This is a genomic window from Sphingobium chungbukense (assembly GCF_001005725.1).
GTDB lineage: Bacteria > Pseudomonadota > Alphaproteobacteria > Sphingomonadales > Sphingomonadaceae > Sphingobium > Sphingobium chungbukense.
This window is the reverse complement of record NZ_LBIC01000001.1, coordinates 833136-853103: the sequence shown is the minus strand read 5'-3', so window position 1 is coordinate 853103 and position 19968 is coordinate 833136. Positions and strand designations below refer to the sequence as shown.

22 protein-coding genes and 1 tRNA gene are annotated in these 19968 nt (G+C 63.7%); 17 read left to right on the top strand and 6 right to left on the bottom strand.

Annotation, left to right across the window (positions count from 1 at the left end; genetic code table 11):
* Positions 1-19 precede the first annotated feature (19 nt).
* From YP76_RS04220 to YP76_RS04155, 14 genes are read left to right on the top strand one after another with little or no spacing between them, the layout of a single operon-like run.
* Positions 20-2497 (top strand): phage tail tape measure protein, encoded by a 2478-nt coding sequence (locus YP76_RS04220; RefSeq protein WP_046762302.1) that lies wholly within the window; start codon positions 20-22, stop codon positions 2495-2497.
* Positions 2498-2541: 44 nt separating this feature from the next.
* Positions 2542-3087 (top strand): hypothetical protein, encoded by a 546-nt coding sequence (locus YP76_RS04215; protein ID WP_232307437.1) that lies wholly within the window; start codon positions 2542-2544, stop codon positions 3085-3087.
* A gap of 38 nt (positions 3088-3125) precedes the next feature.
* Complete coding sequence (locus tag YP76_RS04210) at positions 3126-3641, top strand: hypothetical protein (protein WP_232307436.1); 516 nt, start codon at positions 3126-3128, stop codon at positions 3639-3641.
* Positions 3638-4036, top strand: coding sequence for a DUF6950 family protein (locus YP76_RS04205; protein WP_046762617.1), 399 nt, complete (start codon positions 3638-3640; stop codon positions 4034-4036). Before YP76_RS04210 ends, YP76_RS04205 begins: the two co-directional genes overlap by 4 nt.
* Positions 4036-5982 carry a phage tail protein gene (locus tag YP76_RS04200; RefSeq protein WP_052757284.1) on the top strand — a complete coding sequence of 649 codons (1947 nt, stop codon included), beginning with the start codon at positions 4036-4038 and terminating at the stop codon, positions 5980-5982. The genes YP76_RS04205 and YP76_RS04200 overlap by 1 nt, the downstream gene beginning before the upstream one ends.
* Positions 5983-5984: 2 nt before the next feature.
* Positions 5985-7016 (top strand): hyaluronate lyase N-terminal domain-containing protein, encoded by a 1032-nt coding sequence (locus YP76_RS26455; RefSeq protein WP_052757283.1) that lies wholly within the window; start codon positions 5985-5987, stop codon positions 7014-7016.
* Positions 7017-7071: 55 nt separating this feature from the next.
* Entirely contained in the window at positions 7072-7467 is a 396-nt protein-coding gene (locus tag YP76_RS04190; RefSeq protein WP_046762299.1) for a hypothetical protein, read from the top strand.
* Entirely contained in the window at positions 7464-8045 is a 582-nt protein-coding gene (locus YP76_RS04185; protein WP_046762298.1) for a hypothetical protein, read from the top strand. Before YP76_RS04190 ends, YP76_RS04185 begins: the two co-directional genes overlap by 4 nt.
* Positions 8038-9492, top strand: coding sequence for a hypothetical protein (locus tag YP76_RS04180; RefSeq protein WP_046762297.1), 1455 nt, complete (start codon positions 8038-8040; stop codon positions 9490-9492). The genes YP76_RS04185 and YP76_RS04180 overlap by 8 nt, the downstream gene beginning before the upstream one ends.
* Before the next feature lie 51 nt (positions 9493-9543).
* The gene (locus YP76_RS04175; protein WP_157035670.1) at positions 9544-9960 is read left to right on the top strand and encodes a hypothetical protein; all 417 of its coding nucleotides are present in this window, start codon (positions 9544-9546) and stop codon (positions 9958-9960) included.
* Positions 9960-10496, top strand: a complete 537-nt coding sequence (locus YP76_RS04170; protein WP_046762295.1) for a glycoside hydrolase family 108 protein — start codon at positions 9960-9962, stop codon at positions 10494-10496. The genes YP76_RS04175 and YP76_RS04170 overlap by 1 nt, the downstream gene beginning before the upstream one ends.
* Complete coding sequence (locus YP76_RS04165; RefSeq protein WP_046762294.1) at positions 10493-10747, top strand: hypothetical protein; 255 nt, start codon at positions 10493-10495, stop codon at positions 10745-10747. Before YP76_RS04170 ends, YP76_RS04165 begins: the two co-directional genes overlap by 4 nt.
* Positions 10744-11103 (top strand): hypothetical protein, encoded by a 360-nt coding sequence (locus tag YP76_RS04160; protein WP_046762293.1) that lies wholly within the window; start codon positions 10744-10746, stop codon positions 11101-11103. Before YP76_RS04165 ends, YP76_RS04160 begins: the two co-directional genes overlap by 4 nt.
* On the top strand, positions 11051-11344 hold the full coding sequence (locus YP76_RS04155; protein ID WP_046762292.1) for a hypothetical protein: 294 nt from the start codon (positions 11051-11053) through the stop codon (positions 11342-11344). Before YP76_RS04160 ends, YP76_RS04155 begins: the two co-directional genes overlap by 53 nt.
* 93 nt (positions 11345-11437) lie before the next feature.
* On the opposite strand, the gene YP76_RS04150 is transcribed toward YP76_RS04155, so the two are convergent.
* The 5 genes from YP76_RS04150 to YP76_RS04130 form a co-directional block, all read right to left on the bottom strand.
* Positions 11438-11758, bottom strand: coding sequence for a thermonuclease family protein (locus YP76_RS04150; RefSeq protein WP_232307435.1), 321 nt, complete (start codon positions 11756-11758; stop codon positions 11438-11440).
* Between the two features lie 26 nt (positions 11759-11784).
* Complete coding sequence (locus YP76_RS04145) at positions 11785-12048, bottom strand: hypothetical protein (protein WP_157035642.1); 264 nt, start codon at positions 12046-12048, stop codon at positions 11785-11787.
* The gene (locus YP76_RS04140; RefSeq protein WP_046762289.1) at positions 12011-12229 is read right to left on the bottom strand and encodes a hypothetical protein; all 219 of its coding nucleotides are present in this window, start codon (positions 12227-12229) and stop codon (positions 12011-12013) included. The genes YP76_RS04145 and YP76_RS04140 overlap by 38 nt, the downstream gene beginning before the upstream one ends.
* On the bottom strand, positions 12226-13509 hold the full coding sequence (locus YP76_RS04135; protein ID WP_046762288.1) for a tyrosine-type recombinase/integrase: 1284 nt from the start codon (positions 13507-13509) through the stop codon (positions 12226-12228). Before YP76_RS04135 ends, YP76_RS04140 begins: the two co-directional genes overlap by 4 nt.
* A gap of 160 nt (positions 13510-13669) precedes the next feature.
* Positions 13670-13759 (bottom strand) — tRNA-Ser (locus YP76_RS04130).
* Between the two features lie 121 nt (positions 13760-13880).
* Between YP76_RS04130 and hspQ the strand changes: the two genes are divergently transcribed.
* From hspQ to YP76_RS04115, 3 genes are all read left to right on the top strand, one after another.
* Positions 13881-14252, top strand: a complete 372-nt coding sequence (gene hspQ / locus YP76_RS04125; RefSeq protein WP_046762287.1) for a heat shock protein HspQ — start codon at positions 13881-13883, stop codon at positions 14250-14252.
* Positions 14209-14973 (top strand): GDSL-type esterase/lipase family protein, encoded by a 765-nt coding sequence (locus YP76_RS04120; RefSeq protein ID WP_046762286.1) that lies wholly within the window; start codon positions 14209-14211, stop codon positions 14971-14973. Before hspQ ends, YP76_RS04120 begins: the two co-directional genes overlap by 44 nt.
* Positions 14974-15093: 120 nt before the next feature.
* Positions 15094-17031, top strand: coding sequence for an OPT family oligopeptide transporter (locus YP76_RS04115; RefSeq protein ID WP_408640426.1), 1938 nt, complete (start codon positions 15094-15096; stop codon positions 17029-17031).
* Positions 17032-17178: 147 nt separating this feature from the next.
* On the opposite strand, the gene YP76_RS04110 is transcribed toward YP76_RS04115, so the two are convergent.
* A complete protein-coding gene (locus YP76_RS04110; protein WP_052757282.1) occupies positions 17179-19959 on the bottom strand; it encodes a TonB-dependent receptor in 2781 nt (926 codons plus the stop codon).
* Positions 19960-19968 lie beyond the last annotated feature (9 nt).

Sequence of the window (19968 nt, the reverse complement as noted above, 5' to 3'; positions counted from 1 at the left end):
AATATCATGAGGTTGTTGCATGGCAAAGGGACAAGGCCAGGGCGTTGTCCTTGGCTATCTGCGTTATGTGCTCGGGTTCGATAGCCTTGCTTTCCAAGAAGGGCTGGGCGAGGCCGACAAGCGCCTCAAAGCCGCGCAGAAGTCGATCCAGAAGACCGCCGACGGTTTCACCAGCATCGGCAAGAGCCTGACCACCTATGTCACGCTCCCCGTCGCTGGTGCAGCCGCCGCGATTCTGAAGATGGGCGGCGACTTCGAATCCAGCATGAACAAGGTCGCAATCTCGACGAACGGGACCGCCGCCGAATTGAAGGCGATGAACGACCTGGCGCTGAAGCTGGGCAAGGACACGGTCTTCGGCGCGACGGATGCGGCCGACGCCATGGACGAGCTGGCGAAGAATGGCCTTTCCGCAAAGCAGATTCTTGAAGGCGCGGCGACAGCGGCGGTCAATCTGGCTTCGGCGGCCGGTTCCGAACTGACGCCTGCGTCTAAGGCGATCAGCGATGTCATGGCGCAATTCAAGATCGGCGCCAAAGACCTGCCGATGGCGGTCAACCAGATCACCGGGGCGGTCAATCAGTCGAAGCTGGATTTCGTCGATTTCTCGCAGGGCATCGCGCAGGCAGGCGGCGTTGCGGGTTCGGTAGGCGTGTCCTTCCAAGACTTCAACGCTGTGCTGGCGGGCACCTCGTCGCTCTTCGCAAGCGGCTCGGATGCAGGCACCAGCTTCAAAACTTTCTTACTTGCCCTGCCCGGTAATTCGAAGCCAGCCATTGAGGCGATCAAGCAGTATGGCCTCCAGTTCTACGACGCGCAGGGCAATTTGCGCTCGATGGCGGATATTGCGGAACAGCTACGGACGAAGCTCGGCGGCCTCAATGACCAGGCGAAAACCGACGTCCTGAAGACGATATTCGGCACCGACGCGATGCGCACTGCCATCGGCCTGATGGACCAGGGTGCTAAGGGCATCGACACCATCAAAGCCAAGATCGCCGAGACCGATGCCGCCGCGCAATCGGCGAAGCGCCTCCAAGGCTTCAATGGCCAGATGGAGCAGTTGAAGGGCGCCGTCGAGACGCTGGCGATCACGATCGCCCAATCGGGCATTCTGGAGTTCGTGACGCAGATGGTGACGAGCCTTGGCAACTTCGTCGACGGTCTGGCCGAAACCAATCCCGAACTGCTGAAGTGGGGCACCATCATAGGCGGCCTCGCGGCGGTGCTCGGGCCGGTCATCATCGGCATCGGGGCTGTCGTCTCTGCCTTTGGCACGCTCCTCCCGATTATCGGCCCGGTAGCTGCTGCCATAGGGACCGTCGTGTCGGTAATAACAGCCGGCATCATTCCTGCCTTGGGGGGCCTGATCGTTGCGCTCTCGCCGGTGCTCATTCCCCTCGCCGCTGTCGCTGCGGCGGTCGGTGCAGTTTATTTGGCCTGGAAGAATTGGGATCTGATCGGCCCGATCCTCGCCAAGCTCTACAATGGCGTGAAGTCATGGATCGTCGACAAGCTCGGGCGGGTCTGGGACTGGTTGCAGGGCAAGATCAAAGCCGTGGGCCAGTGGTTCTTCGAACTCTATGACGCGGTGGTCGGGCACTCCTACATTCCCGACATGGTCGACGAGATCGGCCAGAACATGGCTCGGCTCGACAAGCTGATGGTCGATCCCGCGCAGAAGACGACGCAGAAGGCTGGCGATGCCTTCCGCGCCATGGCGCAGCGCGTTGGCGGAATCATCGACGAGCTGTTCCCGAAGACGGCCCAGCTTCGGGATGAGATGGCAAAGCTGATCGCCCTCCAGAACGACAAGACGCTTTCGCCCAGTGTGCGGCAGGCGGCGTTGGATGCTCAGATCAACCGCGTGCTGAACGCGCAGGATGCGGCGAAAGAAGAAACTTCGCCAGCACTCGGCAACATCACTGCGGTGCCCGGCGCGCTGGATGATGCCTGGGCAACCGTTTCGGAAACCGCCAAGCGCGCAGCCGACAGCCTTCAGGTCAGCACCGCCGCCACCGGACAGGCGTTCGTCGATATGGCAAACAAATCGCTCAATGCGCTGTCGAACCTCGCCAACGCTATCAAAGGCGGCGGGGTGCTGGACATTCTATCCGCCGCATTCAATGCCTTCGGGGCCATCGCCGGGACGGGCCTGCTCGGCAGCAAGATGAAAACGGGGTTCTCCAACTTCACACCGATTTCGGGCTTCCGCGCCAAGGGCGGTCCGGTTTCGGCCGGCAAGTCCTACGTTGTTGGCGAGCGCGGCCCGGAACTCTTCACGGCTTCTCGCTCGGGCTATGTCCATGCGAATGGATCGGAGCCGGGCCGCAGCGGCAACAAACTCTATTTCGATCTCAGCGGGGCGGTGATGACGCAGGATCTGCTCGCGCAGATGAATGCCATTGGCACGGTCGCCATGGTGCAGGGCGGGAACATGGGGTCGTCCGGCGCGCAAATCGCCCTTGCCCGTAAACAGAGCCGGACCATTCCATGATCAATCTTCCTGATTGGCCCGGCCCGCGGTCAGTGTCTGCGAGGGTGCTTGATTTCGGTGGCTTTCTGGAGCCGTCGAGCGGGGCCCAGGTGCAGCGCATCAACAGGCTGGGCTCTCGCTATGCCGTGACCGTCAATATGCCGCCGCTGGAAAACAGGAAGGACGGCCGGGTCTGGGTCAACCGCCTGATCAAGGGCCAGCAGGAGGGCGCGCGCATCGAATATCCCCTGCTCGACTTCTACCCCGGCACACCCGGCAGCTTCGTCGTCGACGGAGCCGGACAGGCTGGGAAGTCGCTGAAGATCATGGGCGGCACGCCGCACTATGCATTTTACGAGGGTCAGCCTTTCAGCATTGAGATCGCCGGTCAGCATTATTTCGACTTCATCGCGACGACTGCGGTTGCCGATGCCTCGGGGAGCGCAACGATCGCCTTGACCCAGATGCTGAGAGCAGCACCTGCGAACGGCGACACACTGCATATCTCGAAGCCAATGATCGAAGGCTTCATCATGGGAGATCAGCTTTCCTGGGAGATCGCGCTGGAACGCATGATCGGCCTGTCCTTCGAAATTCATGAGGCGCGGTGATGGCATTTACAGCCCGCGTCCTGACTCTTGTCGCGCTGATGAAGATCGAGCTTCCCGACCATGATGTTCGCCTATGTGACGGCGGATTCGTCTATTGGGCTGGGGAGAAATACGACTGCATCGACGATCTTTTCGGAACGGTCAGCGCCGCAGAAACCTTCGAGGAAAAGACCGGCGACGAAGCACCAGGCGGGAAGCTGACGTTCCTGCCTCCTTCGTCATCTGCCGCGACCGCCCTGACCGACCCTTCGTTTCAGGGCGCACGGATGCGCTTTTGGCTTGGCGAGTTGGATGCAGCGACCGGCTCTGTGACTGGCACGCCCGAACTGACGGCCGATCTCGCGATCGACACCGCCACGCTGAAGGTCGCCAAGGGCAGCAGGTCTGTAGACATCGAATTTGAGAGCGCGGCAAAGCGCCTTTTCATGGTGATGCGCGGCAACGCGCTGAACGACCGTTTCCATCAGGCTTGCTATCCGGGCGAGAAGGGAATGGCCAACGCCACTGGTATGCCTCGCTCGACCGCATGGGGTGCAGCGACACCGAACTCATGACCGACATGCTCAGGCGGCAGGCCGCCCTCGAAAAGACGCTGGCGAAATATCGCGGGCGCAGGCTGGATTTTGCCAGCGCGGATTGCGTGCGCATGGCTCGCTTCCACCTGCTCCAGATGGGCCACAAGCCGCCGGCTCTGCCCAGCTATCGCTCGCTTGCTGGCGCCGTGCGCGCGCTGAAGGCGGCAGGAGGGATGGAGCAGATCTTCGATGGCATCCTTCCGCGCATCCCGCACGCCCGGATGCTGCCCGGCGACATTGCGATATTGGAGGGCGACAGCGGCATGGACGCCGCCGTGATCTGCGTCGGTCACAAGGTCATCGGCTGGCACGAGAACAGCGACACGATGGTCAATCTGATCCCTCTCGAAATCAAAGCCGCCTGGAGGGCCTGATGTCCAAGACCCTCGCGAAGGTGGCTATGATTGCAGGCGCGGTTGCGCTCGTCGCAACGGGCGTCGGCGCAGCGGCCGGGGCTGGCGTCTTTGGGGCCGGTGCGACGGGCGCGACCGGAGCGGTCGCCGGTATTTCGACAGCGACTATCTCCACCGTCGCGCAGGTCGCGACCGTCGTTGCTGCTGCCGCATCGCTCGGCGCCCAGTTGACGGCAAAGAAGCCCGGAGCGATCGGCGCGGTGAACACGGTCCAGATCGGCGCAAACTCGCCAATCCCCTACGGCGTCGGCCGCTGCTTCTATGCTGGCAGCCAACTTCACGATGTCGGTTACGGCGGCAAGGTCAAGAAGACGCAGAACCCCTACCTGTCGAAGGTCTTTGTCTGGAGCGGCGGCGGACCGATCGACGGAATCGAAGCCCTGCTGATGGACTGGCAGGAGGTCAGTTTCGCCGGCACTTCGGCGCTCGGCTACTATGCGTCATGGCTCTATGCCGACCATCAGATGGGCCATCGGCCGGAAGCGGACGCTCTCGCCGGACCGTGGGGAGCGGTGCCTGACTGGAGTGCCGCACACAAGCTGTCCGGCATGGCCGCCAGCATGTTGAGCTTCAAGTTCGACCGGGACAATAAAGTTTGGGCGAACGGCATCCCGGCTTTCGGCATCGTCGCCCGCTTCGCCCGGGTCTATGACCCCCGGAAGGACAGCACCTATTCGGGCGGCGCGGGCGATCATCGCTTCGACGACGAGGACAGCTTCGAATTTGACCGCAATGCCGCGCTGAACGCCATCACCTATGCGCGCGGGCGCTATGCCATAGACACGGCCACCGGCGAGCAGACGATGAAGGTGATCGGGTGCGGCTTCCCGAAGGATACTTTCGATTGGCCCCAATGGGTCGCCTTCGCCAATATCTGCGAAGCGAACGGCTGGAACAGCGACGGCACGGTGTTCGATGGCCCGGGCATCAGCCTGTGGGACAACCTGAAGCGGATCTGCGCGGCCGGCGGCGGCGTGCCGGTGATTTCGGGCGGCCTGCTGTCCGTCCGCTTCCAGTCTCCGAAGGTGGCGCTCGACACTATCACCGCGGCGGATTTCGCCGACGGCGAGCGCCTGGTGCCGGGGATGCGGACCTATCGCGACCGCATCAACACGATGGTGCCCAAATATCGCTCCGAGGCCAACAAGTGGGAATATGTGCAGTCTGACGCCGTCAGCTTCGAAAGCTACATCGCCCTCGATGGCGAGCCGAAGGAAGAGGAATATCTTTGCGAACTGGTGACGGACAAGGATCAGGCCGCCCAGCTTACCGCCTATGAACTTTTCAACCGGCGGGAACTGTCCGGCATTACGATCCCGTGCAAACCTCGCCTCTGGGATGTGCGCCTTGGCGAGGCTTATCAGGTGGTCGACCCGGAAACCGGGCTGGATCACCTCTGCGTCGTCGCCGCGATCAGCAAGGACATCTCCACCGGCGTTGTAACGCTGACCTTTGAAACCGAGACCAACGGAAAGCACGCGCTGGCGCTGGGGATGACCGGCACCGCGCCACCGCCGCCGACGTTGATAGAACATGGCGAGGCTGACAATTCGTCCTGGCAGAATGGCGGCGGCGGCGATCCGGAGATCCCGGATGCGGACGACTGGACGCTGAGCAGCGGCGGCGGCACCGTTCCCTCGCTGGTCGTCGTTGGTGCAGCGCCTGCTGATACTGTCGACAGTGTGGTCTTTGAATATCGCCTGATCGGCGGAGCCGAATGGACAGGCGCATCGATCGAGCCAGAAGACGTCACCCGCAAGGAAATGCCGGTTCCGGCTGGCAGCTATGAGGTCGCGATCAGCTATCGGATCGGCGTCATCGTGGGCGAAAGGCTGATCCTTGGCCCGGTCGATGTCGAGGAGCCTGAAATTATCTACGACGGCGGCGACGCCACGACCGAGGTCTGAGAATGGCAACCGTCAAATTCCAGCTTCGGCGCGACACTGCGACGAATTGGTCGACCGTCAACCCGACGTTGGGTCCCGGAGAGCCTGCGGTCGAAACCGACACAGGCAAGCGCAAATATGGCAATGGCGCGAACGCTTGGAACGATCTGCCCTATGCCGTGGTGGACGCGGAGGACATCGCAGATTCGACCACGGTCGGCCGCGCATTCCTGACGCTCACCAATCCCGGGGCGATCCGATTCCCCCGTATCAATGCCGACAACTCAGTATCGGCTCTGGACGCAGCGGCTTTCCGCGCAGCGATTGGTGCCGGCACATCATCGACGAACGGCACTGTAACCAGCGTCGATGCTTCTGGCGGCACGACGGGCCTCTCTTTCACTGGAGGCTCTATCACCGGAGCTGGGACGCTCACGCTCGGCGGGACGCTGGGTATTGCCAACGGCGGCACCGGAGCGACTTCAGCGGCGGCGGCGTTGTCGAACCTCGGCGGCGTGGCGACCTCTCGCTCGATCTCCACCGGCGCCGGACTCGTCGGCGGGGGCAACCTCACGACAGACCGCACCCTGTCGCTGGCGACCAGCGGCGTCACGGCAGGCTCTTATGGCTCCGCGATCAAGGTGCCGACGATCACAGTCGACGCTTATGGTCGCGTCACCATTGCATCTGAAAACGCGATCCCGGTGCTGGCCTCGGGCACCTACACGCCAACCCTGACGAATGTCACCAACGTCTCTGGGTCTACCGCCTATCAGTGCCGCTATACCCGCATCGGCGATGTCGTGCGCGTCTCGGGGCGCGTGGACGTTGACCCGACAGCAGGCGGCACGGTGGAGCTGGGCATTAGCCTGCCCATCGCCTCTAATTTCACGACGATCTACCAGTGCAGCGGGGTTGCCGCTTCCGAAGTGGTGCCAGGCCAGAGCGCCGCCTTCTTCGCAGACCCGACGAACGACCGCGCCCGGCTGATCTGGAACACATCAGATACCGCGAACCGGGGGATGATCTTCGTGTTCGAATATGACGTCATTTGACGGCCAGCTGACGACGCGCTCCGCCGCCTGACCCTTCTTCATCACCGGAGAAACCATGACCGCCAGACTCGACCTGACGGCCTCGCGCAATATCGCGTGGGCGCCGACGATAGACCTGTTCTACGAAGGTGGGCAGCTACCGCTGGCGGGCGCGACCATCACCATGCAGGTCCGCCTCTATCCCGGCGCGCCCGGCGATGCGCTCGTGACGCTCAATCCGATTGCATTCGAGGACTTGGACCCGAGCGAGCCAGGCGCGCGCCGCTGCCTTCGCCTCACACCGCTGATGCTCCGCGAGTGGGTCGCCGCCTTCCCGACAGGCCTCAATGCCCCTGAGCCCGGCGAGGCCGACCTGTTCTCCTACGACATCATCATCACCTATGCCGAGGGAGCACAGGACAAGCTGGCGCTCGGCAATTTCCTTCTGGAGCCGGGAGTCACGTTGCCATGAGCTTTCAATATTTCGCCGGGCAGGTTCGCGGGCTTCGCGGACCGGGCCTGACCCCTGCCGATCTGGCGACCCTCGATGCGCGGGTGGCGGAAGCCGAAGCCGAAGCGGACCGGGCGAACGGTGAGGCGGATCGTGCGCTCGGCTACCGGGATCAAGTGGCCGACTTCGTCGCCATGCAAGCTCTGCCGAACACGTTCAACACCAAGGCGCTGGCGAATTCTGCGCTCTCGGGGATCGCCGATGGAACCTATGTCCAGGTGGTCGATGACGAAAGCCGGTCGCACTTCCGGTCGCTCTACATCGTTCAGACCGGGGCCTATGTCTTCGTCTCGTATCTGACCAGCACCCCGGCCCTTGGTGTTGCGGCAGACGCGGCCGACCTCGGCGCATTCACGGGCACCATCATCCCCGACAATCAGACGGCCAAGCAGGCGCTCCAGGCGATCGAAACCTTCATCGCGTCGATCCTCACCGGCGGCGTCGCCTTCGCGCTTCCCGACGAGGCGGACGGCGACGTCATTCCCGCCCCCGGCTCCGGTCGCCCCTATCTTTCCGCAGGAGTATTGAAAATTGCGTAAGATCCTTTTTGCGATCCTCGCCATGGCGCTGGCTAATCCGGCGCTGGCGAATGGCCCCATCTTCTCCAACACTGGCGGAGTGGGGTCGGCTACGTCCACCTTGTCCGGTACGCCGCGCGAACCCGCCGGCGGGACGTTCAGCATCAACGGCTCGACCGGCAAAGCGTCGGTCAACCTGCTGAATGTGAAACCCGGCGCGGCTCCGTCTAGTCCGGTGAATGGCGACCTGTGGACGACCAGCAACGGCCTCTATGCGCGGATCAATGGCGTCAATCGGGGGCCGTTCATCTCCAAGGAAGCCGCCGCGGTCGACCTCTATGTCGACGCGGTCGCGGGCGTTGACAGCGACACTTGCGGCACGGGAACCGGCGCTGCGGCGTGCAAGACGATCCCCCAGGTCACCAAGAACCTGTGCGTCAACTACAACCACACCGTCCTGCCGACCATCCACGGCGTTGCCGGACAAACCTATACGCAGGGGCTGGCCTTCACCGGCGGGCTGCTCTCGACCGCAACGCCCTTCTGTAGCGGCATCGCGAACGTCGCCTTTGATGGGCACGGCAGCACGATCAGCACGACCAACGATTGGGCGGTGAAGGTCTATTACGCGCCGATTGCTGTCGAACTGCATAACGTGACCCTTCAGGCAAGCGGCACGGTGGGGGCTCCGATCCTCGTTCGTGGGACCGGCTTCATCGGGATTAAGGAGGGCGTCACCCTCGGAGCGGCTGCGCCCGGCTTCCCCCTCATTTGGGCCTATGGCGGCGCTCAGGTGGTTACCTGCCCGACCAGCCTTTGCCCTTCGAACACGGCGTTGAACATCACCGGCGGCGGGCTTGCCGCCTTCCTGGCCCAGAACAGCGGCGGCATCCAGATTGAAGGCCTCTCCGTCAACATCACGGGCGCCCCTGCCTTTACCCTGGGATTCGCGGCTGCTCTCGATAACGGCACGATCGACTTTGTGGCGGCCCCGATCACGGGCGCCATTAATGGCCCGCAATTCAATGCCAAGCTGGGCGGGGTGATCAACACGACGGGTCAGACCGGGGGATATTCCACCTGCTCCAACAACTATCTGCCGGGCAGCACCTGCGGGCGGATGGAGAACAGCGGCATCATCAGCCACCCCGGCACGCCTTCGATCGCGAGCGGTAGCTGCGGCACCGGCTGCATCGTCCAGCGCGGAGAGTTTGGCTTCACCATTGTTTTCGGCACCGGATTGGGTTTCGTGAGCGGCACCGAGTATGGCCCTGTCCGCATCCGGTTCGCGACCCAGACGGACTATAACTGGTGCGGGGTGACGCCTGCGGACCCGTCGATTGCGCCCTCTCGGCTCCTGATCGGCGCACCTGCGGGCTCGGCGAACGGGTATTTCGACCTCTGGTGGAAAGCCAATGGCTCCGACCCGAACGGCAAGGCGGTTTACGCCACTTGCCGGGCCAACTGAGCGGCCGGCGCCATGCACGGGGCAACCATCACACAACAGGGGACGCAGGCGATGACGCCATGGGCTGAGGCAGCCATCGCCAAATACGGATGGATCGCGGTCGGGCTGACGTTCGGCCTGGCCGCGAAATACGCGCTGTTGATCAAGAAGGGCATCCGCATCAAGCCGGTGCTCTTCCTCGCCGACCTTCTCCTGCTCCCGATGGTGGCGCTTATCGCCTATTGGATTGTCAATCAGGCGGGCGTGCATGGCGAAGCCGCCGCACTGCTCACGGCGGCGGCAACAGTCGGCGCTGATCGCGTGGTGAAACTCTACACCGACCGTTTCCTGCGCCAGGTCGATGCCGTCCTCATGGAGTCCGTCGTGCAGCGCAAGGCGGCTCTCCGCGAGGAGGTGCAAACCGAGTTGAGCGCTGAACGGACACTTCAGGACATCGCAGTCGGGCGTCGACCCATTGGGGGTGAGTGATGAGTATCGAGAGCATGATCGAAGCCACGATCGGCAAGGAGGGCGGATACGTCAACCATCCGGCAGATCGCGGCGGGCCAACCAATTGGGGCATTACCGAGCGGGTCGCGAGAGATAACGGCTACACCGGAGACATGCGCAACCTGACGCGCGCTCAGGCGGTCGCCATCTATCGCAGCGAATATGCCATCAAGCCGGGCTTTGCAGCGGTCGCGGAGATCTATCCCCGGATCGGGGAAGAGCTGTTCGACACGGGCGTCAACATGGGGCCTGCCCGCCCCGCATTATGGTTTCAGGAATGGCTCAATGCTCTCAATCAAGGGCAGCGGCTTGGGCCTGACCTGAAGGAAGATGGGCAGATCGGCCCGGTGACATTGGCGGCGCTGCGAAAGCTGAAGGAATGGCGCGGAGCGGAAGGCGAAACGCGCTTGTTGGCGGCGCTCAATGGTGACCAGGCTGTGCGATACAAGCAAATTGCATCAGCGAACCCGTCGCAGCGCGCTTTTACCTATGGCTGGCTCGGGAGGGTGCTGTGACCATCCTCAACGCGCTCAAGGGCATCAGCGGCGAGTTCGAGGTCCAGCGCGTGCTGGGCACATTCGGCACGGTCGTCTTCACCGTATCGGTCCCCGCCCTCGTTTCGACGGGCGTCATTCAAGCATCGCTGGAAGGCTTCTGTCTCGCCTATCCGGCTGGCATCGCCACGCTGATCGGCACTACCGCTGGCGCAATCGCACTGAAGGACAGACAGGTCGCCAAGGCCAAAGCGGAGGAGAAGGCAGCATGATTGAGATGATGGCCTCAATCGTCGGCCCGCGCGCCGCCAAGCCGGTTCTTTGGGCGCTTACCGCGATGCTGGTGCTGATCCTGCTCTCGGTCGGCTATTGCTCCCTGCGCGGCGGGGAGCGCGAGCAGGCGCAGCAGACCACGAAATCGAGCGAGGCCATCGCCGACGCAGCGAAGGGCGCCGTCTCGGACATCTCCAACCAGACCAAGGCCGAAACCGCCATTGATGCGGCGGTCGCCACCGTGAAAGAGGAAGTCGGCTATGCGGTTGATCCTGCTGCTATCCATTCCGCTGTCGCTCGCGATGTCTGCGTGCGCCGGGAATATCGTAACGACCCCGCCTGCGCGCTGCGCTGACCTGATCCCGCCCGAGTGGGAGCAGGGCGTCGAAGGCGAGCCGCTGCCGGCGCAGCAGGATGTTCCCACGCCGCTGACCGATAAGGCGCGTGGCGATATGTGGGAGGCCGTCGCCAAGGGCTGGGCTCAGGGTTTCGTCGGGCAGACGGGCCAGCTCTCGAAGGCGAACGACCGGATGTCCGCGGCGATCGGCATCTTCCGGCGCTGCGAGGCGATGGTGAACGCTGCGCGCCCTAGCTGAACAGCCAGCGCGCGGCGGACATAAGCGAGAGGGCCGACCCATAGAGGACGAGGGCGCCGATAATCACCGCCTCCGCAATGAAAATGGCGTCCTTCACCGGCAGTCCGCAGCCAGCCGCCGCCCATTGTCCCATTTCTCGACATAGACGGCCTGCCCGCGCCTGATCTGCTCACAGGCGACGTTCCGGCTGCCGACATAGACCTGCGCCAGCGTCCGGCCGTAGCGGTCCTGCCCGACGCGCTGGACGCTCACCGCGCCGCCCATCATCGCCTCTAGGCTGCGCTTGCTCGCATTGCCATCGCCCGGCACGCACACCCTGCCCTGCCGGCAGCCGTGGATCTCGGGCGCATCAATTCCAAGCAGGCGGATGCGCTCGCCATCGATTCGCAGGGTGTCGCCGTCTACAACCGTCACGGTGGCGGCGAGAATGAGGGCGGTGATCAGGGCTTTTCCTCCAGCATTGTGTCAATCATGGCGGACCAAGCCGCAGGGACAGCGCGAACGGCGGGCATGTGATTCGCATCATCCCATGCAGCCGCTTCGCCGCGTTTAATCATCACCTCACTCGGCTCCCTGATCGCAGAGATGACGGCCCGCGCTTCTGGCAGATAGCTCTGCCACATCGGCTTGCCCTCAAATTTGATATTCTCAGGGTGGCCTTCGAGACTACACAGGGCGCGCGCGGCGCGTTCGAGCGGGGTCAATGGTCTTCTCCTCGATTTGCAACAGCGGGTCGGCGAAGAATGTCGCCCGGCGTGGTCCATCAGGATCATCATAATCCGACCGGCTGCCGAAGCCAGCCTTTGCCGCAGCGTCCTGCGCGGCCTCCTTCGTCGGCAGCCAGCGTCCCTTGCGCGTCGGCATCACATAGCGAAAGCGCTTCACCGGCGCGGCCCGTCCAGCAGCGCCGCAGCGGGGGGCAGCCCCTCCATCAGCAGATCGGCCCATTCCTGTCCCAGCTCGCGCCGCCGCGTCATGTGCCGGGCGCGGTTATAGGCGGCTTCGACCTTGTTCGAGGGCACATGCGCCAGCATCAAGTCGATAATCGCCCGGTCCGGCCGGTGGCGTTCGTTCATGATGGTGCTGAATGATGCGCGCCAGCCGTGCGGGACATGGCGGCCATGATAGCCGACCCGATTATAGAGATAGCCGATCGCGTTCTCGCTGAGAGGCCGATGCGCATGGCGCTGCCCGGGGAACACCAGCTTGCCGCGCCCGGTGAGCCGCCGCACCTCCCGCAGCAGATCCACCGCCTGCCAAGGCAGCGGCACGACATGCTCGAATGATTCCTCGTCCTTCCTGTCGAGGATCAGCTTCATGCGGGCGGCTGGCACGCGCCAGATGGGGAGCGTGGGACCGATCAGGTTGCCCGACCAGTCAATCTCCTCGAATTCATCCCATGATACCCCGCGCACCACGGCCGGTCGCACCGCCGTCAGGGCCAGCAGCCGGGAGGCGAACTTCGTCACCGGGGACGCGCCGGACGATTCGGCTGCGCTCAGCACGCCGCGCAGCTCGGGCAGCTTCACCATGGCGGGCTGCTTGCCCTTTTTGGGCAGCGGCTTCAGCGCCTTGGTGATGATGGCGGCCGGGTCGTTCGCCGCAGTTCCCTCAGAAATGGCATAGCAGAACACGGCGGAGATGCGCTGGCGCAGCCGCCGCGCTGTCTCGATCGATCCCCGCGCCTCGACCTTGCGCAGCGTGGCCAGCACCATGGGGGCGTCGATCTCGTCGAGCGGCAGGCCGCCCATGTCGGGAAAGACGTCTCGCTCCAGGCTGGTGATGACGTCGGCGGCGTGAACGGGTGCCCAGCGCGGGGCCTGCACCTCATGCCAGATCCGCGTCACCTGCTCGAATGTGAGCTTCCGGGCGCGCTCGATCCGTTCCGCCTCGGCCATCTCACGGGCCTTCTGCCGCGAGCCGGACGGGTCGATATGGTCACGCAGCAGGCGGCGGGCCTCGTCGCGCTTGTCCCGGGCAATCGCGAGAGAGACGTCGGGGTATGGGCCGAACGTCAGCAATTTTTCTTTGCCTTGGAAGCGGAACTTCATTCGCCACGAGCGCAGGCCGCTCTTCGCCACATACAAATAGAGCCCGCCACTGTCGGCGAGCTTATACGGCTTGTCCTTCGGCGCCGCTTTCCGAACCTGTCCATCGGTGAGCATCTATACCCCGACCTTCCTGAACCCATACCCCGCATTGTGCCCCCAGATACCCCGCGATTGGATGACGACGGGGTGAGAGAACATGAGAGAGAACATAACAGGAAACGGCACGCAAATCAGCCCCTTTGAGAGGGGTTGAAATTGCTTGATTAGGGGTATCTGGCGGAGAGGGAGGGATTCGAACCCTCGGTACCCTCGCGGGCACGCCGCATTTCGAGTGCGGTGCATTCGACCACTCTGCCACCTCTCCGCAGAAGGTCCGGCGCGCGCCGTCCCGGTCGAGCGGCGGCCATTAGCGAATGATTTCCACCTTGCCAAGCGGCGGCGAGCATTTTTCTTGTTTCGCACCGCAAGCATCCTAAATTGCACCCATGAACGACGCGATTCAGATTTTCGGACCCGATATCACCGCCCCGCCCATCGTCCACGCCCGCTTCAGCATCGGCGACGTGGTGCAGCACCGGCTCTTCGGTTTTCGCGGTGTGGTGTTCGATATCGATCCGGTCTTCGCCAATACGGAAGAATGGTATCAGGCCATTCCCGAAGCGGCGCGACCGGACAAGGACCAGCCCTTCTACCATCTGCTCGCCGAAAATGGCGAAAGCAGCTATGTCGCCTATGTCAGCCAGCAGAATCTGATCGTGGACGACAGCGAGGAGCCCGTCGACCATCCCGCCATTCCCGACATGTTCGGCACCTATGCGAACGGCAAATATCAGCTCCGCCCGCTGCATCGGCATTAAGCTCGGGCGGGCGCTGCTCGGCCTTGCCCTGCCGCTTGCGTCCAGCGGCCTGTTGCAGGCCGCCACGCCAACCCCGGCGGTCAAGGTCAATCCCGATCCCGCCTTCCCCTTCTCGCGGGAGATAGAGGCCTTCGCCAAAGCCAACGAGACGGGCCCCGCCATCGCCGACGCCACGCTGTTCCTGGGCAGCTCCAGCATCCGCCTGTGGGACATTCCCGGCAGTTTCCCGGACATCGGCACAGTCAATCGGGGCTTCGGCGGCGCGACCACCCCCGACGTGCTGCATTATTACAAGCGCCTGCTGCCCAAGGCGAAGCCGCGCTCCATCCTCGTCTATGTCGGCGAAAATGATCTGGCCGCCGGCGCCACCCCGGCCGCGGTCGCGAACAATGTGCTCATCCTGTTGAGGCAGCTCCGAAACGATTATCCCAAGGCGCATATCGCCTATCTGTCCCTGAAACCCAGCCCGATCCGCTGGACGCTCTGGCCGAAAATGGCGGCGGTCAACATGACGGTGGCGGCACGGTCGCGGATGGCGCGCTTCGACTATCTGGATGTCGGCCGCGTGCTGCTCGCCCCCGACGGCCTGCCCGATGCATCCCTGTTCCGTCCCGACGGCCTGCACATGAATCCGCGCGGCTACACGCTCTGGACCCGGTTGGTCGATGCCTGGCTGGATGCAGTCATCGCCGGCGACCTCAAACCCGCTTCCTCCTCCTGAGGCATGCGGGCGCACTTTCCGATTGATCCAAACCCAAGCAACATTATTACCGGACGTTTATAAAACAGCCGCAGGCAAGGGGACAGACAAGTGACAAGTGATTCGGCCAGAGCGGCCCCCATGGCGGAGCTGACGCTTCGCGGCGTCATATTGGGTGCGCTGATCACCTTGCTGTTCACCGCGGCGAACGTCTATCTGGGGCTGAAGATCGGCCTGACCTTCGCCACCTCGATCCCGGCGGCGGTCATCTCCATGGCGGTGCTGCGCCTGTTCGCGACCGGCACGATCCTCGAAAACAACATCGTCCAGACCATCGCCTCCGCTGCCGGCACGCTGTCGGCAATCATCTTCGTGCTGCCCGGCCTCGTCATCATCGGCTGGTGGCAGGGTTTCCCTTATTGGCTGTCCGCCTTCACCATCGCCTTGGGCGGCATATTGGGCGTCATGTATTCCGTGCCCCTGCGCCGCGCGCTGGTGACGGGATCGGACCTGCCTTATCCGGAGGGCGTCGCCGCCGCAGAAGTGCTGAAGGTGGGCGCGGGCTCCCGCGAAGGGCTGGAAGAGAATAAGCGCGGCCTCGCCGCCATCATCGCCAGCTCGGTCGCCGCCGCCGCCTTCTCGATCCTCGCCAAGACCAGGCTGATCGCGGAGGAAGCCGCCACCTTCTTCAAATTCGGCGCGGGCGCCTCCAGCGTCTCCACCAGCTTTTCCATGGCGCTGATCGGCGTCGGCCATCTGGTCGGCCTGTCGGTGGGCGTCGCCATGTTCTTCGGCCTGCTGATAAGCTGGGTCGGATTGGTACCGTACCTCACCGCCCCGCTCCCTTCGGGCGCGGACCTTTCGGAGATCGTCGGCACCACCTTCCGCATGAAGGCGCGCTTCATCGGCGCGGGCACGATCGGCGTGGCGGCGATCTGGACCCTGCTCAAGATACTGGGTCCCATCATCAGCGGCATCCGCTCCGCCCTCACCGCCGCCAAGGTCCGCAAGGCAGGCAATGCAGGCCTGCTCGACCTTACCGAACGCGACCTGCCCATCGGCATCGTCGGCGGCACCATCCTCGCCTCGCTCATCCCCATCGCCATCCTGCTGTGGGTCTTCGCGCAGGGTGGGCCGATCGCCGCCAATCCGGTACCGATCATCGCGCTGACCCTGGTCTATATCCTGGTCGCGGGCATCGTCATCGCCTCGGTCTGCGGCTATATGGCGGGCCTGATCGGCGCGTCGAACAGCCCGATCTCGGGCGTCGGCATCCTCGCGGTGCTGGGCGCCTCGCTGATCCTCGCGGCGATCTACGGATCGGGCGGCGACCCGAAGCAAAGCCAGGCCCTCATCGCCTATGCCCTGTTCACGACCGCCATCGTCTTCGGCGTGGCGACCATCTCCAACGACAATTTGCAGGACCTGAAGACCGGCCAGCTCGTCGGCGCGACCCCCTGGAAGCAGCAAATCGCGCTGGTGCTGGGCGTGATCTTCGGCGCCCTGGTGATCCCGCCGGTGCTGGACCTGCTCAACAGCGCCTTCGGCTTCGCAGGCGCGCCGGGCGCCAAAGCGACCGCCCTCCCCGCCCCGCAGGCCGCACTCATCTCCGCGTTGGCCAAGGGCGTGCTGGGCGGCGATCTCGACTGGAAGCTGATCGGCTTCGGCGCGGGCATCGGCGTGGTCGTGGTGGCCATCGACGAAACGCTGGGCAAGGCGGGCAAGCTGCGCCTGCCGCCGCTCGCCGTCGGCATGGGCATCTACCTGCCCATGGCGCTGACCCTGCTGATCCCGGTCGGCGCGCTGATTGGGCATTTCTACAACCGCTGGGCGCTGCGCCAGTCCAACCCCGAATTTGCCGAGCGCATGGGCGTGTTGATGGCGACCGGCTTCATCGTGGGCGAAAGCCTGTTCGGCGTCGCCTTCGCCGGGATCGTCGCCGCCACAGATAGTGACGCGCCGCTGGCGCTGGTGGCGGAAAATCCTTGGGGCGTGGTGCTTTCGGTGATCGCCTTCTTCGGCGTGATCGCGGCGCTTTACGGGAGGCTAAGGCATTGGGCTAGCGCCCCGCTGGGGTGAAGCTGCCATTAAGCCCCTCCCCTTCAGGGGAGGGGAGGATTCACGCATCCGCAACTGACGATTTTCGGCCAAATCCTATGCATCCTGGAATCCAATAAAAAGGGGGCCGCCCCCAGGCAGCCCCCTTCTCAATCCCATTCCGCCGGATCAGAAGTTGAACCGGATGCCGCCCGTATAACGGCGACCGAAGCGTTCCCACTCGATCGTCTGGTTGCTGCTGTTGGGCGCCTGCACGCCGCTCGCGCGCAGCAGGCTGCCCGGATCGGAGAAGCGGCGACCCGGATGGTTGAGCAGGTTCGACGCGTCGAAATAGATCTCGAAATTCTTCGTGACCGCATAGCGCGCCGAGAAATCCAGCTCGTCGTCCGAGTCCCAATAAGTGTCGCCGCCATCGGCCAGCGAACCGACCGTATCCAGCCATTTGCTGCGGTTCTGATATTGCAGGCGCAGCGACAGGCCGTATTTCTCGTAATAGCCGCCGATATTGTAGACGAAGTCCGACGTGCCGGGCAGGCGGAGCGTGCGGCCCGGCAGATTCACCTTGCTATTGTTGAGCGTGATATTGGCCGACACGCCGAAGCCGCCGAGGAATTCGGGCAGGCCCAGACTGTCCGTCCATGGCTCAAGCTGCAACTGCGCGGCCGCTTCCAGGCCGTAGATGCGGCCCGAACCGCCGTTGACGAGGCCGCTGAACGTATAGCCCGACCGGTCGATGCCGTTGCTGTTCAGCGCGGCCGAGTTGAAGGTGCGCGAGGAGGTGTAGAGGAAATCCTCGATCTTCTTGTAGAAGGTGCCGATCATCAGATAACCCTGCGGACGCAGATACCATTCGAAATAGGCGTCGACGCCATAGGCGCGCTCGGGCTTGATCGCGGGGTTGCCGCCGGAGATCGTCTCGTTGCTGTCGTTGACGACCACATTGGGACGCAACTGGTCATAGTCGGCGCGCGCGGCGCCGCTGTTGAAGGACAGGCGCAGCTTCTTCGTGTCGTCGATATTGTAATTGATGTGCAGGCTGGGGAAGGCCAGCGTCTGCGTGGCTTCCGCCGTGACGAGACCGCTGACGCCCGCAATGGTGCCGATGGCCGAGCCGCGATTCTTGATATGCTCGACGCGCACGCCGCCGATGACCGAACCCCAGTCGTAGCGGAATGTGCCCATCAGGTAACCGGCGATGATTTCTTCCCGTACGTCATAATTATTGCCGGTGTTGGGCGCGAAGGAGAAGGCCGCCTGCGCCGCCTTCGACGCGGCGCGCATCTTGTCCGTGTCGAAATAATGGAAGGTGTAGCCCATCGGAATCTCGCCCAGGAATTTCTGGTCGAGCGAGAACTGGTTATAGTCCGTGGGCATGATCGTTCCGGCCTGCGCGGCGCTCAGCGTGATCTGCTGTTCGTCGGCGACCTTGGTGCGGCGGTCATATTGGATGCCCGCCTTCAGCGTGGCATGCTCCAGTTCGCGCGCCAGGACCAGGCGACCGGTATAGGCCTTGGTCGTGTCGACCGCGTCCAGCACGGTGAAGCCGGAAAGCGGCTTGGTGAAGCTGTCCACATCCGTGACCTGCGCCCCGGCGGTGTAACGCGTCGGGCTGGCAAGCTGCAACGTGCGGTAGAGCGTCAGGCGCGACAGGTTCGGGTCGGAAAAATCATAGGCGACGGTCGGTCGCAGGTTACGCGTGCTAGGGCTGTCCCAGGTCGCTTCACCGACGACCGAACGGTCATCCTTGGATTCTGTATAGTTGCCGACCCAGCTCAGCTTCCAGCCGTCGGCGAATTCATGGTCGCCCGCCAGCGTGTTGGTGAAGACCGACTGGCGGTAGGCGCGCAACGTGGAGCGCTGACGGATGTCGATGCCGTAGACGGTGCCCTGCTGCGGCGTGTTGCCGATGCAGACATCGGCATAGCCGCTGTTGGTCGGTGTCGCGTTCGGCGTGATCGTGCAGGCCGCCGAGGAGGTCGAGCCGTCGCTCTGGCGGTCGTCCAGGTCGAAGCGGTAATTGTCGCGCGCCTCGTCGTCGGTGAAGATGGTGTAGATCGACCGCAGCGAGACCGTATTCTGCGCGTCCGGCTTCCAGTCGACCCGGCCCGAAACGGACCAGTTCTTGCGGGTCAGGCGGTACAGCTTGTTCTCCGCCTCATGCGCCCAGAAGCGTGTCTCGTTGCCGGGACGGCTGTCCTGCGCACCCACCCGCTCATAGTCGGTCTCGAAATTGTCGGTGACCATGTTGCGTTCGTAATAGCTGCCCGACAGCAGCACGCCGATCTCGCCGATGCCGGTCTGGAAGCGGTCGGACACGACCAGCGCGCCTTCATATTCCCGCTTGTCGCCCAGTTCGGCAAAGCCAAGGCCGCCCTTGCCCGCCAGATGGAAGCCGTCATAGTCGAAGGCCGACCGGGTGATGACGTTGACATTGCCCGCGACCGTTTCACCCGGCATGTCGGGCGTCACCGCCTTCGACACGATGATCTTGCCCGCGATGGCGGACGGGATGGAATCGAAGCGGGCGTCGCGGCCTTCCGGGCTCACCACATTGATGCCGTCGAACGACAATGTGGTCCAGGTCTTGGGCGCGCCGCGCAGGTTGATGTAGCGGGCCTGGCCCTGGTCGCGCTCGACGCTGATGCCGGGCAGGCGGCTCGCCGCCTGTGCGATATTCTGGTCGGGCAGCCGGCCCACGGAATCCGACGCGGCGACCGTGACCAGCGAATCCGAATTCTTCTGGACCTCTAGCGCGGCGGCTTCGGACTCGGCAATCGGACGGGTGCCGGTCACGACGATCTGGCCCATATCCTCTTCAACGGCGGCGGGCGACGTTGCGGATTGCGCCATGGCGTTCGACGATGCCAGCGCCCAGCCCGCGATACCGCATGCCAGACCCAAGCGAACGAATTTGGCGCCGGCGCGCGGCCGGACGGATTTATGCTGCATGATATCCCC